The sequence below is a fragment of the Fibrobacter sp. UBA4309 genome, from assembly GCF_002395745.1.
GTDB lineage: Bacteria > Fibrobacterota > Fibrobacteria > Fibrobacterales > Fibrobacteraceae > Fibrobacter.
The window spans coordinates 56507-72271 of record NZ_DGUN01000025.1 but is presented as its reverse complement, the minus strand read 5'-3'; the positions used below and the strand labels follow the sequence as shown (position 1 = coordinate 72271).

Genomic DNA, 15765 nt, shown 5'->3' with positions numbered 1-15765 from the left:
TGAAAGTTACTTCTTTTCCATGGATTTCAAGTCGAGGCCGTTCTTGCCCGCCTTGACACCCCAGTTGTAGTATCTTTCATATTCAAAGGAATCTCTAGCGCCAAATACCTTTATCTTGAACTTGGCCAAATAAACACCTATTCCCACCTTGCGGCCGTTCGCGCTGCGCATGTTCCAGCGGAAGTAGAGCTTCTTGGGATTTTCGAGGCAGTTGCCTTCCCCGCTACCCTGCTTGCCTTCGGGATTGAAGAACGAATCGTTGCAGTAGATCTTTCCGGAAGAGCTGGCGACATAGCCGCCCAGGTTGGTATACACGTACATTTCCCAAGAAAGGCCGATGTTTTCGAGGTCAGGGACTTCACCGCCGGTAGAATCCTTCGTCATCACCGTGGAGAAACCGATATTCATGAGCACGCCGAGAGACATCTTCATCTCGTCCGTCAGCGAGGAATCCGCAGGCACGAACCTTACGGTAAAGTCCTTCTTGTCCGAAAGCAGGTCCGCGAAATCCTTCGTGGCAAGCGAGGTCGTCTTGGCCAGAACACGCGGATCGCCCTGCAACATCACCGTCATCGGCTCGTGGAACACAGTATTGCCGGAAGCATCCTTGAAACCGTCGAACTCTTCGTTGAAGCGGATGTAGTCGGCCGGATTCATGCGTTCATCGAGTTCCGTACCGACTTCCATGCGGATAGCGACGGACTTGTGGTCATCGCTCCATTCGACATTGTTCATGTCGATCTTTTCCCACTTGGCGCCGTTACCGCTGAACAGGAACGCGTCGGAAAGGTCCTTGATATCCTTGGGATCGATCGCTTCGGAAAATTCGATGACCAGCTTGTCCGATTCCATTTTCTGGAAGGACTCCGGCTGCAGGAATGTCGAAAGGATCTGCGGCGGAATGCGGTCGTTCATGGCAAGAAGCGTCCTCTTCTCGTCGGTTTCGCCATTAATGGTCACCTGGTTCACGACTTCGGCGTAACCGTAGTCCTTGCCCGACTTCGAGTAGCTCTTGTCGATAGAGGTGAGCATCTTCTTGATATCGTACTTTTCAGGATCGATGTCCACGCCGAGAATCTTGCCGTCAGAAGAAAGCGTGACAACGCCCTTTTCCACGAGGGAATCCAGGTTCAGCAACGGGATCTCGACAACTTCGCCCTTGGAATCCAGCCAGTAGAGGATAACATCCAGGTTCTTCAGGTCGGACTTCTTGATAGGAACGTCGAAAGCCACCGAGGCGCTGTCCATGCGACCGTCACCGTCGCGGTCGTAGAAGCCGTTGTTCTCGTCGTCCACGTAGAGCTGTCCGGCATTCTGGACTTCCACCGGCCTGTTCTTGCCGGTCTCGTTGCCGTCGGCCGCCTTGATGAGTCCGTCAGGACAGGCGTTCTTGGCACAAGAAGTCGCAATCTGCAGGGAATCGCCCGCGACAACCACGCCATGCTCCACGACAAATTTCCATACGTTGCCGTCTTTCTGGATAGCCTCTTCGTCAAAGGACTTGCCGTTCACGACCAGCCCCCTGCCCTTGGTCCACGACGTATCGATATCCTTGCTGAACTGCACGATAAGCGTATCGGTCGAACCGCTTCCCGAGACAATGGAAGCCTTCTTGATGATGGGACCGATGCGGTCCTGGAGTTCGGCCGGGCCCACCGTAGACTTTTCGCCGGAATTCGTCGCAGTCACCTGTGCGCGGATCAGGCCCTCGGTAGAATCGCCGGAAGCGTTCATCTTCGCACCGCTAAGGCCGTAAACATTGCCCTTGTGGTTTTCATCGCCACCGAACTCCGTGTACTTGCCGTTCTTCGGCCAGTCGTACTCGAACGACTGCACGTCGATAAACTGCATGTTCCCGCCGAAATAGACGGCAACGCTGTCGCCAACGCCGTCGCCGTCGGTGTCGAACACGAACGCGCTGTCAATAGAGGGAAAATCATGGTTGTCAAAACGGAGACCGCCGGGGAACTCGTCAGAGACAATGAAGTTCGTATCGCCTTCCACCAGGAAGTTCTGGTAGCCGTCCACCGTGAACGTCGTACCGTCGGTAAGGGCATAGTTCGTAGTGACCTTGAACTTGGAGGTGCCATCCACGTAGTCCAGCTGGTAGCCGAAGGGCGTCAGCGGGAGGCGGTCATTGGCCATGTCCAGGAATACCAGGGAATCGCTCTGGCCGCCGGTCTTGTTGATGAAGAACGTCTTCGTCAGCTTTTCCGTCTCGCCGGCCAGCGGGCCGACAGGGACAACGGTACGGGAATAAATCGTCAGCGTATCGCCCACTTCCAGCTTTGTTTCCTGGATATTCTTGTTATCGATGACATTCTTGCAATCTTCGTCAAGGCAGTACTCGATATCCGGGGCGTAGAAATTGAAGATACGGCTGACAGCGACGTCGGTCATGTTGGCCAATGTCGCCGTACCGATAGAAACGTTGTAGATGGGATAGAGGCCCTTGACCCCGACAATCACGTACGGCGCATCCTTCGGACCGGAAGTCACCTTCTGCTTGTTCACGATTTCCGAATTGTCGGCCACAAGGAAGTACGAAACGGAATCGTTGCCCGCCTGCGGGGCATAGACGTAAAAGTCCTCATTGGGGAGCGCCTTGGAAATGTCGTCCGGGTCTTCGCCCGCCGGGACAACGTATAGCTGGATACCCTTGGCCTGTTCCACAAGCGCGTACGAACACCAACGATCCTTTTCCGGAGTATAGTCCCTGCAATCGACCCCATCGGCGAAAGCCCCCGTCGCCAGAAGGACGGGTAAAGAGCAAATCGTGAAGAATCTTTTGCAATTCATTTGGAACATACAGACCTCAACGCAAAAAAACATTGCTCCGGGAGCAATTACACTGCTAAATGTATCTTTTTTTTTGCGGGACATCTCTTATAATCATATATATGTCCCCTTCAAAGCGAGTTATTCCAAGTTGGAATAGGGAATTAGCGCCAAAAAAACGTCTTCGACGACCCGGTCCATGAAAAGCCAGCCATCCCCGACAAGTGAAAGCCGGTTCCCGGCACGCTCCAGGAGCCCCTTTTCGACCCATTTTAGGACAACTTTTTCGGGAATTTCCCGGCCCATCTCGTGGAGTTCGGCCAAGTCCAGCCCCTCCCTGGTCCGGAACGAAAGCTGCACCAGTTCGGCCAGCGCCTCGTCCTTCCCGATCGGGTCGAGCATGAGCATATCTTGCGGGAACCCCGACTTCACGTAATTGCGCCAGGGGGCGTACTTTTCGGGCGTATGGTAGCGGACGCCCCCGAAAAAGCCGTGCGCCCCCGGGCCGAAGGCGAGGTATTCCCCGCGGCGCCAGTAGTTGAGATTGTGGAGGCTTTCGTCCCCGCGCTTGGCGAAGTTCGAAGTTTCGTAACGGTCGAAACCGCGGCCAGCCAGGAGTTCGACCCCCTGCCGGTACATCGGTGCATACAGATCTTCGTCTACGCTCTCCTTGCCTTGCGCAATGCGGTATCCGAGACGGGTATGCGGGTCCACCTTGAGCCCGTAAAAGCTGATATGGCCGAGCGGATAATCCGAAAGGTGCCGCAAGTCACCCAAAAAATTATCGAGGGTCTGTCCGGGCAGATTGAACATGAGGTCGGCACTGACTCGCAGTCCCGAAACGCCCGTCAAAAGTTCAAGAGCCGCCTCGCCCGTACCCGCGTCATGGCTTCGTCCGATGCGGTTCAGCAAGGCGCCGTCAAACGTCTGGATGCCAATGCTCACGCGGTCCACGCCGCATTCGCGTGCCACGGCAAGCCTTTCGGCATCGCAGGATTCCGGATTGAATTCCATCGTGGATTCGCGCAGAGTCCTGAGCGGCACTCCGGCAGAGCCGAGGATTTCGTACAAACAAGAAATTTCTTCGGGCAAAAGCAGCGAGGGAGTGCCCCCTCCCACGTAGAGCGTGTCGACGCGATTCAATACGCCCGGATGCGTATCCGTGAAGTGAGCGATTTCACAGTTAACCAAATCCAAATATTCCAAGTGGAAATAATTCGGCACCTTTATTGCCGAAAAATCGCAATAATCGCAAATTTTTCCACAAAACGGAACGTGAACGTACAGACCGAGCATTTTCTCAAGACCACTTTTGCAAAGACACCCTTTCAACAAGGGGAAATTTAATTTATATCCATGTTATGGATTTTGAAAAACGTCAAAGAATAAAGAAATTTTGGAAGAAACGGCTGCCGCTGTTCCTGTTTTTGACGATTTGCACAATCGCCTTCATCCTCGCATCCACCCTGCTCCTGCAAGACTGTTACAAAGACATCTTTTTAATCGTCATGATATGGGCCCTCCCGCTTTTTATCCACTAGCTTATGGCAATGACTCGTCTGACACAGCGCAAGTTCAAGGCTATTTGCTACTATCTCATCAGCTGGATTGCATCTACCCTCGGACTCACTTTTCTCATTCAGTACGGTTTACGGGTCTCCGTTGACTGGAGTACGGTGCTGTTCATCTTGCAGGTATCCATCTTCATGGGACTTTCCCACGGGATTTACGACGTCGTCATCTTGCAAGACGAGGTGGACCACCGGTCGGCATGGATCGCCATGCTCATCCGTTCTTCGTACTACCTGTGCAGTATCAGCACGAGCCTAGTGCTCTGCATCCTCCTCTGGAACGGGCGCGGTTCCGAGAGCCTCATTACGGAAGACAGCCTGCAGAATGTCATCTCCGCGTTCAAGGACCCCCGCACGCACACGATGATCATCGCGCTGTTCCTGCTGAGCCACCTGATCACCTTCATCCGCTCCGTACACAAGAAGTTCGGGACGCGCGTGTTCGTGAACACGCTCCTCGGCAAGTACCAGGACCCTACGGAAGAAGACCTGGTATTCATGTTCATCGACATGCGCCGTTCCACCGCCATCGCCGAGGAACTGGGACACGTCGCCTACAGCAACTTCTTGAAAGACTACTACAAGCTGCTATCCAACTGTTGCGAGGAAAACCGCGGGGAAATCTACCAGATTGCCGGCGATGGCGCTTTCATCACCTGGAAAACCTCGAAATGCAAGAACAAGGCTCGCCCGATCAACCTCTTCTACGACTTTACCGAATGCCTGAACAAGACAAAAAAACGGTTCCTGCGGCGCTACGGGGTCACACCGGCATTCAAGGCGGGGGCGCACTGCGGCAAGGTCATCGCGACCGAAGTCGGGAATTTCGGCAGCGAAATGGCCTACCACGGGGACGTACTGAACACGACCTCCAGAATCCAGCACCTGTGCACCAAGCTGGGGCAGGAATTCCTGATTTCCGAAGAACTCTACGCCACCCTGCCCAAACCGCTCCCCCACAATTATATCGAGAAAAAGGAGGGTTTTTTCGAGTTAAGGGGGAAAAAACACGAAATTTTGATATTTTCTTTGCAAAGACCCTTGACAAACTTAAATCCATAAGCTATAATTGTGCTCACCTCGCGGGAATAGCTCAGTTGGTAGAGCACGACCTTGCCAAGGTCGGGGTCGAGGGTCCGAGTCCCTTTTCCCGCTCTAAAAAAAGAAAACCACCCTTTTGGGTGGTTTCTTTTTTTATGTGCCGGGATAAAAAGGAACTCGGAGCCGAGAAGAGGGTGCGACTGAAATTTTTCACATGCGAACATCGTGAGCATAACTGAAAAATTTCAGCACTTGAGGCGCAAGCCTCAAGCCCGTAGGGCGAGGCTTCGGCTCGCGTAGCGAGGGCCCGAAGCCGAGTAATCCCTTTTGACGCCTACGGCGTCCGCGCTCTTCTTAATCTTTTATGCAACGGACGTTATACGCTACATTTTCCTTGCCATCACTTTGATACAAGAACATGGTGTTGCCGACGTCAATGTGCAAATAGAACCCTGCAGAACTCCAGAAATAAGCGCCCGAGCCTTCAAACATATAAGTTCGATCTCCAGACAGGAGCCCTCCAGGACGCGCATAGAACCTATATTCATTCGTTCCAAACTCACTTTTCCAGTAAAGTGACACACTGACTTTTCTTGGGGATCCGCCGACCGCCCTTAAGAAGACCTGCCAATCATAGTTGCTAGGTAAATGCCATCCGCTAGGACAAACACCCTGGACAGGCAAGGTTGGCGTACATAACTCTTTGATACCGCAGCCCTTGCCATCCGAACTCCATACACCCGCACTGTCCATCGCGGAAGCCCAGGTGTAATAGCGACCATACTTGATACAATCACCCGAATGACTAAAACAGAAATTGCTGGAATCACGGGAATCCGGGTCCGCCTTGTAAGAGAACTTCAAGTTTTCCGCCATCCAGGTCTGTTCACCAATCGTCACAGTCCCGTAGGTCTGACCATCACGCTCGTCAGTCATGGTTCCCGTCACCACCGTCGAAGGGTCAACAACCGCCTGATTGACGCTACTGCTGGACTCAATTACCATGCGACTGCTTGATTTCGGCGTAGCGCTAGAAGATGAAGGAACAACATCCTTAACACAACGGACGGAATATCCTTCGTATTTGAAGAAGGAGTAATTTTTCATGACTATGTCGGCGGAATAAAAAGATATGCCGTACGCATCATTACCGGAACCGCACTCTGTAGCAGTCCAGAAGTACGCTTGGCTAGACCTTTCCGTATACGCCACACGGGAGGCCACACCCATGGAGCTTCTGCCCGCAGGGAGCACAGAAAACTCATAGGCATCCGTCCCTTCTTTATCAATAAACCAACCTTCGGTGGACTTGAGCAATCTACCCGCTTCAGATTCATCTCCGACCAGGGCAATCAACTTGAACCATTCGCTTTGCGTCGACAGGTGCCAATCCTTAGGGCAAGCCCCCCGCACAGTAGATGTCAGGAAACACCTCGTACCATAGCCACAGCCCTTGCTATTATTAGAAAATATGGCAGCACTGTCCATCGCGGCAGCCCAGGTGTAAAGGCGGCCGTACTTGGAGCATCGGGAAGGATCATTATTATAACAGAAACTGGTGGAGTCAAGGGAATCTGAGGCCACCAAGTAAGCAAAGTTCAGGTTTTCTGCCATCCAGGTCTGTTCGCCAATCGTTACAGTTCTATAAACCTGGCCGTCGCGGTAGTCCGTCAGGGTGTTGTTTTTGGCATCGTAAACGCTTCTGTCATCGCCCACGCTGAACGACGACGGAATGCTCGAAGAACTGCGTACTTCGCTACTGGAAGTTCCGCTGCTAGAAGCCGCGCTGCTGGACGATACACTGCTGGAGCTTTCCGCATCTTTGCCGCTATCCGATGACTTTGACTCGGAGCTGCTGGAGGTTACGCTGCTTGAACTTTTGCCACTAGAACTGGACTTGCCGCTGCTAGAAGATACACTGCTGGAGCTCTCCACGTCTTTGCCGCTGCTGGAACTGGCGTCGTCATTGATTTGAATCAACGGCGTCCACTCTTCATCGGAGCAGACGTAAAGGATATTCTCACTGGACGAAAGGGCGTATTGCCCCTCCCTGCCCTGGTTGCAGACCTTGAAGTCTTCCGGTTCGTCCTCTGTCTGGGAAACCTTCTCCCACTTGAACTTGCCGTCAGATTCAACGCAAACATAGGGAGTGTCCTTGACAAACTCAAGAGCGCCCGCCTTCTTGGCCGTGCAGTTGCTCAAGTCATCGAAAGACAAGACCGCATCACCGGCGTCAGGATGCGGACTGAAATCGCTGCTATCGTCACCGCAGGCGGCCAGGCCAACGGCCACAGCGGCCACGAGTGCAAGTGAATAAACTTGGGGTTTTCGCATAAAGGCACCTCTAGCAAAAACTACATTATTTCGCCTTGGTGCGCAATACAGAACCATTGCCGTCCCCCTGTAAACAAACATTTTCGGCACGTTTCTCGGCAAAAATCCGTTTTAAAAGGTATGGAAGCCCCAATTTCGGGACGTCCATACTTCCGCCATTCGCAGGCGGAAAGGAAACGAAATGGAAAGAAAACGTGTTCCGTTCGAGGAACTCCCCATCACCAACAGGTTCATGTTCGCAATGGTTTTCAGCCACAAGGAAATCGCCAAGCCCTTCCTGGAAGCGGTTCTCGGCATCAAGATTCACGAGCTCCGCGATCCCGAACCGGAAAAGACTATCGAGGTCAACCCCGTCAGCAAGGGCGTCCGCTTCGACGTCTTCACAAAAGAAGTCGGACCCGATGGCGAAACCATCCGGAGTTTCGATATCGAGATGCAGATGGAAGACACCCACGAAATCCCCAAGCGGGCACGCTTCTACCAAGCCATGCGTGACTGCGAGGCCCTGAACAGAGGCGAAAGCTATTACAACCTGAAGGAACTCTACATCATCTTCCTTTGCCCCGACGACATTTTCGCAAAGGGACGCGCCGTCTACAGGTTCAAGAATCTCGAAAGCGACGATCCCAAAATCGAGATGGGCGACCTCACCTTCAAGAATTTTTGAACTTCGTTCCAAATTCGCTGCGGCTCGGAAGAGCCAAACAAGTTTGACTTTTCTCTCGCCTTGCAGAATTTATTATATTCAATAAGTACCGCGAAGTCGCCGAGAAGGCCGTTCGGGATTACATGGAGTATTTCGCCACCAACAAGGCGAGCACCCCTGCAACCGAAAATATCGATAGGCTAGTAAAGTGGTACCAGACAGACAGCAACACGAGGATTCTCTACATGACATGGCAAGAGGAAATAGACATCGCCGTTGACCTTGAACGCCAGCGTGCAGACGATGCGGAAAATCGTCTTTTCAAGGCGATTGAACATACGAACGAAATCCGAAAAAAAATTGACGAAGAAAAAGTTCGCGCAGATGCAGAAAAAATTCGCGCTGACGAAGAAAAAGCTCGCGCTGACAAGTACGAGAAAATGCTTCGCGATCTCGGAAAGTTGTAGCCGTTCTTTTAAAAACCGACCAAGCCAGGGGTTTTAGGGGGTGTCCCCCCCCCCAGCCTTCCCCTCTCTATCCGCAAGTCCTTTCCGGATGTTCCTTCATTTCGTCGAGCTGGATCTGGTGCAGCACCGCGTGGCCTTCCACCAGGCTTTGCTGCACGTCGATGATGCGCTGGTTGGAGGAGCCGCGAAACTTGATGTCAAGCGAGCGCTTGGCCATGACGAACGGGCCGTCGATGAGGATGTCGGCATAGGCGAGCAGGTCGAGGAACGCCGGGGTTTCTTCCCAGTGCTGCTGCAGGTATTCGAACGTGTACCCCGTAAAGATTACAAGACTCAAGCCGCGATCCTTGATTTCGCGGGCTAGCGGAACGAGCGCCGCCGCCTGATCCATCGGGTCGCCACCGCTAAACGTGACACCGTCGAGCAGAGGGTTCTCGTCAATCATCGCAAGGATTTCGTCGATTTCGATAAAATGCCCGCCGTTGAAATCGTGCGTCTGCGGATTCTGGCAACCGGGGCAGTTGTGGTGGCATCCCTGCGTAAAGACCGTCATGCGAATGCCCGGACCGTCCACGAAAGATTCGGGCTCGATGCCCGCAATGCGAAGTCTCGGAGTTTCCTGTTCCATTCCTAAAAAAAATCCCTATTTACAACAAAATAAAAAACGGCGGGACATGCCCGCCTAAGATTACCTAGCAGGTGTTTCGTACCCGGACAAATGTCCAGGCATTACACGCCGTGCTTGACACGGTCGTTCACTTCGGCACGCTTCGCGTTGTTGAAGCGGTCGACTGTTCCGACCAGGTAGCCCGTAATGCGGCGGATGCGTTCGAATCCGACGCCTTCGCCAAACTTGTTCAGTTCTTTTTCTGACATTGTTGTTTACTCCTTGCTTGTTAAAACTGGTTACCGGACACCCCTGAACACGGGCATGCCGGGATAAAGCTTGCGCAGTTCCTCGATCTTCGCCTCGGAAATCGCATGTCCCTCGCTACGTCCGCAACGCGGGCACACATCGCCGATGACGCCGACGAATCCGCAGACCGGGTCGCGGTCGACCGGATGGTTGATGCTGCCGTAACCGATACCCACCTCGGCCATATAGCGCACGATTTTCTCGAACGCGTCGAGGTTCTGCGTCGGGTCGCCGTCGAGCTCGATGTAGCTGATGTGGCCCGCGTTGGTGAGCGCATGGTACGGGGCTTCGAGTGCGAGCTTCTTGAAGGCCGAAATCTTGTAGTACACCGGCACGTGGAACGAGTTGGTGTAGTAGTCGCGGTCGGTAACGCCCGGGATGATACCGAACTTCTTCTTGTCCATGCGCACGAAACGGCCCGAAAGGCCTTCCGCCGGCGTGGCGAGCAAGCTGAAGTTGAGGCCGAGGCGCTTACTTTCCTTGTCGCAGAATTCACGCATGTGGCCGATAATCTTGAGGCCGAGTTCCTGCGAGGCTTCGGATTCGCCGTGATGCTTACCCGTGAGGGCCACGAGCGTTTCGGCAAGGCCGATGAAGCCGATGGAGAGCGTACCGTGCTTGATGACTTCGCCCACGGTGTCTTCCCAGCCGAGCTTTTCGGAATCGATCCAGACGCCCTGTCCCATGAGGAACGGGAAGTTCTTGACCTTGCGCTTGCTCTGGACGGCAAAGCGTTCCATGAGCTGGTCGCTCACCAGTTGCAGCATGCGGTCGAGTTCCTTGAAGAACAGGTCCACGGACTTCATCTTGATGGCGATACGGGGCAAGTTGATGGAGGTGAAGCTCAGGTTGCCGCGGCCGTACGAGATTTCGCGAGTCGGGTCGTAGTTGTTGCCGATAACGCGGGTGCGACAGCCCATGTAAGAGATTTCTGTTTCCGGATGGCCTTCCTTGTAGTACTGCAGGTTGTACGGTGCATCCTGGAAACTGAAATTCGGGAACAGACGCTTGGCGCTCACGCGGCAGGCAAGCTTGAACAAATCGTAGTTCGGGTCGCCTTCGTTCAAGTTCACGCCCTTCTTCACGCGGAAAATCTGGATCGGGAAGATGGCCGTTTCGCCACCGCCCAGGCCCTCCTCGGTGGTGAGCAACAGGTTCTTCATCACCATGCGGGCTTCGGGTTCGGTGCACATGCCGTAGTTGATGCTACTGAACGGAGTCTGCGCACCGGCGCGGCTGTGCATGGAGTTCAGGTTGTGGACGAACGCTTCCATCGCCTGGAACGTGGCCTTGTCCGTTTCCTCGTAGGCCATCTTTTCGGCGAACTTCTGGGCCTTCATCACCGTCTCGGCATCGAAAGTCTTGGAAAGTTCGCGGGCTTCGGCCTCGACAAACTTCTCGTTCGGCACGAGGGTCGCGACCATGCCCATCTCGGCCATTTCCGTATGGAGCTTCTTCACGACAGGCTGGATTTCTTCTTCGGTCTTGCCCGTCAGAAGGATGAGCGCCTTCACCATGTTCGAGAGGTAGGACTTGCGGTACGTGATGCGCACGCCGTCGGCCATGGCGTAGTCGAAGTTCGGGATGGACTGGCCGCCGTGCTGGTCGTTCTGGTTACTTTGTATGGCAATCGCCGCCAAAGCCGCGTAGCTGCGGATGTCCTTGGGCTCGCGCAGGTGTCCGTGACCGGTGTTGAAGCCGTTCTTGAACAGCTTCTTCAGGTCAATCTGGCAGCACGTCATGGTGAGCGAGTAGAAGTCCAGGTCGTGGATATGGATGTCGCCTTCGGAATGGGCGCGGCTGTGCTCGGGCTTGAGCATCATCATCGTGTAGAAGTGCTTGGCCGATTCAGAACCGTACTTGAGCATGGTGCCCATCGCGGTGTCGCCGTCGATGTTCGCATTTTCGCGCTTGAGGTCGGATTCCTTCGCGGAGCTGAACGTAATGTCGCGGAGCGTGTGCATGAGGCGCGTATTGACTTCGCGGATGCGGGTACGCTCGGCACGGTAAAGGATGTAGCTCTTGGCGGTATCGCCGTAGCCGCATTCGGTCAAGGCCTTTTCGACAGCGTCCTGGATTTCTTCGATGTCCGGCTTGTTCTTGCCTTCGGCTTCGAGGCGGCCCACGGCATAGGCGGCCACCTTGAGAGCGGTACTGCTCAAAAGGTCCTCATGTCCCAAAAGGTCGATCTGATCCTGCGAGGCCTTGATCTGCTCCTTCAGTTCGCCCGATGCGCGGAAAGCCTTGATAATGGCGTCCGAGATCTTCTCAATGTTGAACGGCATTTCGCGGCCGTCACGCTTCTTCACTGTAAAAATCATCACTTATCCTTAGATTTTCCAGAACTTTACAAGTATAAATAAAAATTTATCCTTTCCACTATATCTTGTGTTCCAGCACGAACCACGTACACAAGATGTAGTCCATAAGATAATAAAACATTTGGCAACGAGAACAAAAAATTTACAATTTACGGTAATTTTTTTGTAATATTTCGAAAAACTTATCAACACCCCGAAAAAAAAAGCGACCCGGACCTCCACCGCAGGTCGGGTCTTTCAAAAGCCAACTCCGTATCTCACAAACATTTAGGCTTTCGGGAATCTATTCACACTATAAACAGGCTTTTTTCGCCCTTCCGCCCGTTGACAAAGAGGACGGATTTGGCTACGCCCTCTTCCCAAACAGGTTCGCCCCGGCATTGACAATCAGGGCAACCAAAATCGTCGTCGTCATGCTGATAAACGGCATCCAAGGCCAGCTGAAAATGCCCCCGAGTACCGCCGGGACGCCAAAAGCGGGAATCCCCTGCACCAGCACCAGGCTGCCCATGCCGCAGAGGACCGCCACGATAACGACCCAGGCGCGCAGCCGGCGCTCCGCCGTACCGAATAACTTGTCTGCAAAGAACGCGAGCAGGAACATGCCTAGCAGCGGGCCCGTAAACAGCCCCGTAAAGAAGAGGGCGTTCTTGAGCAGGCTCCCCTGCTGCGTGGCTGCAAAAAGCGCAAAAAACACGCCCAATACGCCCCAGACCACAGTCCAGATCTTGGCACGCTTGAGGCCGCCTATACCCTTGGATTCGTCCCAACCCAAGAAATCGTGCTCCGACGTATTGCTGAGCGAATTGATGGCCCCCGAAAGGCTGCTCATGGCCGCCGCACATATGGCGGCGACAATCAGGCCCGTAACCCCGACCGGGAGGCCGTTCACAATAAAATACGGGAAAACGTCATTCTGGCCGATGCCTTCGGGCAGCGTCCCCGCTTTCGCAACCTTGTAATATACGAACAGGGCGGCACCCACCCAATAGAACAAGACGGACACGAAACAGCCCAGCACCATCGAAAGCACGCTAGAGCGGTTCGCCGCCTTCACGTCCTTGCAGCTCAGATAACGTTGTACAAACTGCTGGTCACAACCGCGAATGGCGATTTCGAGGATGGCGTAGGCAAAACCCGCCGACACGAGCGTACGGGCATTCGACATGTCAAAGCTCGCATCCCACCACTTTGTCTTTCCGGCCTCGCTGGCCATCGCGGCCATCGCGCCAAAGCCACCGACAGAATTCGAAATCAAAATCAGCACCAGCACGCCGCCGCCGAAGAAAACGCAGAACTGCATCACGTCGGTCCATATAACCGCCTTGATGCCGCCGAACCATGTGTAAAAAATCGCAACCGCAGCAGACACGACAATGGCCAGCTGCAAGTCGATATGCAGAATCTGCGCCAGCACAAGAGACGGCGCATACAGCAGGATTCCTGTACGCAGCAACAAGTGCAAGCAATAGAATATGGCGGCAAGACGGCGGACAGGGCGGCTGAAGCGGACTTCGAAGAGTTCGTACGCACTACTGATGCCCGACGTGCGGAACCGCGGAATAAAGACAAAGCCGACCACCACAATGCTCAGCAGGGCGCCAATCTGGAACATGAGGAACGTCATGTTGTCGCCAAAGACATCGGCCGGCGCCCCGAGAAACGTCGTTGCACTCACGGACGTCGCAATCAGGCTGATGCCCACGGCAATCCACGGCATGGAACCGCCACCGAACATGTATTCCTTGAGGTTCTTGTTGCCGCGGGAAACCCAGAGCCCGATAAGGAGAGAAAACAGCAAATAGGCCGCAAGAACGGCCCAGTCAAAAACGGTAAACACCTGTTAGGCTCCTTTTTCCACAACGACGTGTTCCGCCGTCAGGTCTGTATACTGGATTACTTGATTGCGTCCGCTTTCCTTGGCCTTGTACAGCGCCTGGTCGGCGTTGTTCACGGCCTTCTTCATGTCGTGGAATTCCGGCTTCACCAGGAAGGCGCCGATACTCACGGTGACGCGGAGCGGAGATGCCTGATGTACGTCGAATTCCAGTTTCATCACCGCCTGGCGGATGCGTTCAGCAGTCTCGATCATCCCTTCGGGAGTCGTGTCAATCAACCCCACGACGAACTCTTCGCCGCCGTAGCGCGCCACGATATCGATTTCCTTGCGGATTTCGCCGCTGATGGCACCGGCAATGCCCTTGATGACAACGTCACCGATCGGATGGCCGTAAGTGTCGTTCACGCTCTTGAAGTGGTCGATATCCATCATGAGCACACCGATGTTGTACTGCTGCCTGTTGGCACGGATCTTTTCGGTGCGGAGGCTTTCGTGCAAAGTACGGTGGTTGATAAGACCGGTAAGGCCATCGCGGGAAGCCAGATCCTTGCCCTGTTCGAACTGGCAGGCCCTCACGTAGGCAAAGCCCGCGACGCCCGCAAACGCCTTGAGGAGTTCCATCTCGTGTTCAGAATAGCGGTTCGGCGTACGGCTTTCGAGACAAATGGCGAGTTCGGCAAGGGTTGCGTTCTTGTCCGAGGACACGGGCATCACGAAAAGCTGGCGGAAATCCATGTTGCGCTTTTCCTTGTCGTCGATGCGCGGCACATACTGGTTCATGCCGGAACCGAAGTCGCGCGCCACAGGGCGATTCTTGAAAAGGGCGAGCACGGCAAGGCCCTTGTCCGAAAGCGTGAACTTCTTGCTGGCGAACTGTTCGGAATCGATACCGTCGCAGCACACGACGCGTCCTTCGCGCTCCTTGTGGCTGTCTTCGGGGTTCTGCTTGTCGAGTGCCAGGATAAGCATGCGGTCGTACGGGATATTTTCCTTGACGTACTGGAAAATCTGGCGGAAGATGTCCTTGACCGACATCGTCTGGAAGAACTTGTGCTGGTAGCCGTACAAAACGCTGAACTGCTGCTGGGCGATGTAGTTCTTGGTCGATGCAAAACTCTTGAACGAAAGCGTGTACAGCGTGCTCGCGATATACGTCAGCGCCTGCGCCGTAGCCGAAGAGAATGCGTTCGGGTACAGGGAATCGACAACGATTGCCCCGATGCGGTTCTTTTCGCGGTCCAGCATGGGGACGGCCACCAGGGACTTGATCATGGGATTGTCGATATAGTAGAGCAGGGACTTGCCGCCCATCAGATCGCCTTCCAAAAGGCGGTTCACTTCGGGACGGAACAGCTGGCTAATCAAGCCGGAATTTTCCGTAATGCGGACATCGGTGGCCACCTGAGCATTCGGGTCGCTGCAGTATTCGCGGATGGACCATTCCTTGAAATTGGTCAGCGGTGAAAATACGATCAGCGAATAGGCGTTGGGAATAATACGCTTGAGGCCCTGCAGCACGTCGTTTGTCGCCTTGTTCACGTCGGCATTCGTACGTGCCCAGAACTGGTTCACACGCAAGGTCGAAGTCGGTTCGTTATATTCGTCGTCCTTTATGAAGTTGCGGATATCCGGGGTGACTGCCGGAGAAATCCCCGTCGCCTGGGCGACACGGGTAATCACCGGGATAGGAGCTGTCTTTCCGCCGGGCACGCGGGGCAGGTTCATATAGCCGAGCGCAGCAGCGACACCCGCCACGGGAATAAGAAATAGCAGCATCCCCCCCTGGAACGCCAGGCCCAACAACAGGCCCGCCACAATGAAAAGAACATTGGAAACTATCATTTTCTCCCT

11 protein-coding genes and 1 tRNA gene are annotated in these 15765 nt (G+C 54.2%); 4 read left to right on the top strand and 8 right to left on the bottom strand.

Annotation, left to right across the window (positions count from 1 at the left end):
- Positions 1-6: 6 nt before the first annotated feature.
- Entirely contained in the window at positions 7-2808 is a 2802-nt protein-coding gene (locus B3M32_RS02660) for a hypothetical protein (protein ID WP_290743425.1), read from the bottom strand.
- A gap of 111 nt (positions 2809-2919) precedes the next feature.
- Complete coding sequence (hemW, locus tag B3M32_RS02655) at positions 2920-4074, bottom strand: radical SAM family heme chaperone HemW (protein ID WP_290743424.1); 1155 nt, start codon at positions 4072-4074, stop codon at positions 2920-2922.
- A 254-nt stretch (positions 4075-4328) separates the two neighbouring features.
- On the opposite strand from hemW, the gene B3M32_RS02650 reads away from it, so the two are divergent.
- Positions 4329-5411 (top strand): adenylate/guanylate cyclase domain-containing protein, encoded by a 1083-nt coding sequence (locus B3M32_RS02650; protein ID WP_290743423.1) that lies wholly within the window; start codon positions 4329-4331, stop codon positions 5409-5411.
- Between the two features lie 20 nt (positions 5412-5431).
- A tRNA-Gly gene (locus B3M32_RS02645) sits at positions 5432-5504 on the top strand.
- Positions 5505-5744: 240 nt separating this feature from the next.
- Here B3M32_RS02645 and B3M32_RS02640 read toward each other — a convergent pair.
- Positions 5745-7724 carry an FISUMP domain-containing protein gene (locus B3M32_RS02640; protein ID WP_290743422.1) on the bottom strand — a complete coding sequence of 660 codons (1980 nt, stop codon included), beginning with the start codon at positions 7722-7724 and terminating at the stop codon, positions 5745-5747.
- A 181-nt stretch (positions 7725-7905) separates the two neighbouring features.
- Here B3M32_RS02640 and B3M32_RS02635 point away from each other — a divergent pair, with 181 nt between their 5' ends.
- The gene (locus B3M32_RS02635; RefSeq protein ID WP_290743420.1) at positions 7906-8391 is read left to right on the top strand and encodes a PD-(D/E)XK nuclease family transposase; all 486 of its coding nucleotides are present in this window, start codon (positions 7906-7908) and stop codon (positions 8389-8391) included.
- Between the two features lie 122 nt (positions 8392-8513).
- Entirely contained in the window at positions 8514-8837 is a 324-nt protein-coding gene (locus B3M32_RS02630) for a hypothetical protein (protein ID WP_290743419.1), read from the top strand.
- Between the two features lie 67 nt (positions 8838-8904).
- Here B3M32_RS02630 and nrdG read toward each other — a convergent pair whose 3' ends face one another.
- The 5 genes from nrdG to B3M32_RS02605 all read right to left on the bottom strand — a co-directional run bounded on the left by nrdG (position 8905) and on the right by B3M32_RS02605 (position 15756).
- A complete protein-coding gene (gene nrdG / locus B3M32_RS02625) occupies positions 8905-9465 on the bottom strand; it encodes an anaerobic ribonucleoside-triphosphate reductase activating protein (protein WP_290743418.1) in 561 nt (186 codons plus the stop codon).
- A 101-nt stretch (positions 9466-9566) separates the two neighbouring features.
- Positions 9567-9713 (bottom strand): anaerobic ribonucleoside-triphosphate reductase, encoded by a 147-nt coding sequence (gene nrdD, locus B3M32_RS02620; protein ID WP_073190763.1) that lies wholly within the window; start codon positions 9711-9713, stop codon positions 9567-9569.
- Between the two features lie 30 nt (positions 9714-9743).
- Positions 9744-12074, bottom strand: a complete 2331-nt coding sequence (locus tag B3M32_RS02615; RefSeq protein ID WP_290743416.1) for an anaerobic ribonucleoside triphosphate reductase — start codon at positions 12072-12074, stop codon at positions 9744-9746.
- Between the two features lie 346 nt (positions 12075-12420).
- Positions 12421-13914, bottom strand: a complete 1494-nt coding sequence (locus tag B3M32_RS02610; RefSeq protein WP_290743415.1) for a sodium:solute symporter — start codon at positions 13912-13914, stop codon at positions 12421-12423.
- 3 nt (positions 13915-13917) lie between these two features.
- Complete coding sequence (locus tag B3M32_RS02605; RefSeq protein ID WP_290743414.1) at positions 13918-15756, bottom strand: sensor domain-containing diguanylate cyclase; 1839 nt, start codon at positions 15754-15756, stop codon at positions 13918-13920.
- Between the last annotated feature and the right edge of the window lie 9 nt (positions 15757-15765).

Coding starts and splice junctions, on each gene's coding strand:
- B3M32_RS02660 (WP_290743425.1), bottom strand. CDS start 2,808: ATGTTCCAAATGAATTGCAAAAGATTCTTCACGATTTGCTCTTTACCC.
- hemW (WP_290743424.1), bottom strand. CDS start 4,074: ATGCTCGGTCTGTACGTTCACGTTCCGTTTTGTGGAAAAATTTGCGAT.
- B3M32_RS02650 (WP_290743423.1), top strand. CDS start 4,329: ATGACTCGTCTGACACAGCGCAAGTTCAAGGCTATTTGCTACTATCTC.
- B3M32_RS02640 (WP_290743422.1), bottom strand. CDS start 7,724: ATGCGAAAACCCCAAGTTTATTCACTTGCACTCGTGGCCGCTGTGGCC.
- B3M32_RS02635 (WP_290743420.1), top strand. CDS start 7,906: ATGGAAAGAAAACGTGTTCCGTTCGAGGAACTCCCCATCACCAACAGG.
- B3M32_RS02630 (WP_290743419.1), top strand. CDS start 8,514: ATGGAGTATTTCGCCACCAACAAGGCGAGCACCCCTGCAACCGAAAAT.
- nrdG (WP_290743418.1), bottom strand. CDS start 9,465: ATGGAACAGGAAACTCCGAGACTTCGCATTGCGGGCATCGAGCCCGAA.
- nrdD (WP_073190763.1), bottom strand. CDS start 9,713: ATGTCAGAAAAAGAACTGAACAAGTTTGGCGAAGGCGTCGGATTCGAA.
- B3M32_RS02615 (WP_290743416.1), bottom strand. CDS start 12,074: ATGATTTTTACAGTGAAGAAGCGTGACGGCCGCGAAATGCCGTTCAAC.
- B3M32_RS02605 (WP_290743414.1), bottom strand. CDS start 15,756: ATGATAGTTTCCAATGTTCTTTTCATTGTGGCGGGCCTGTTGTTGGGC.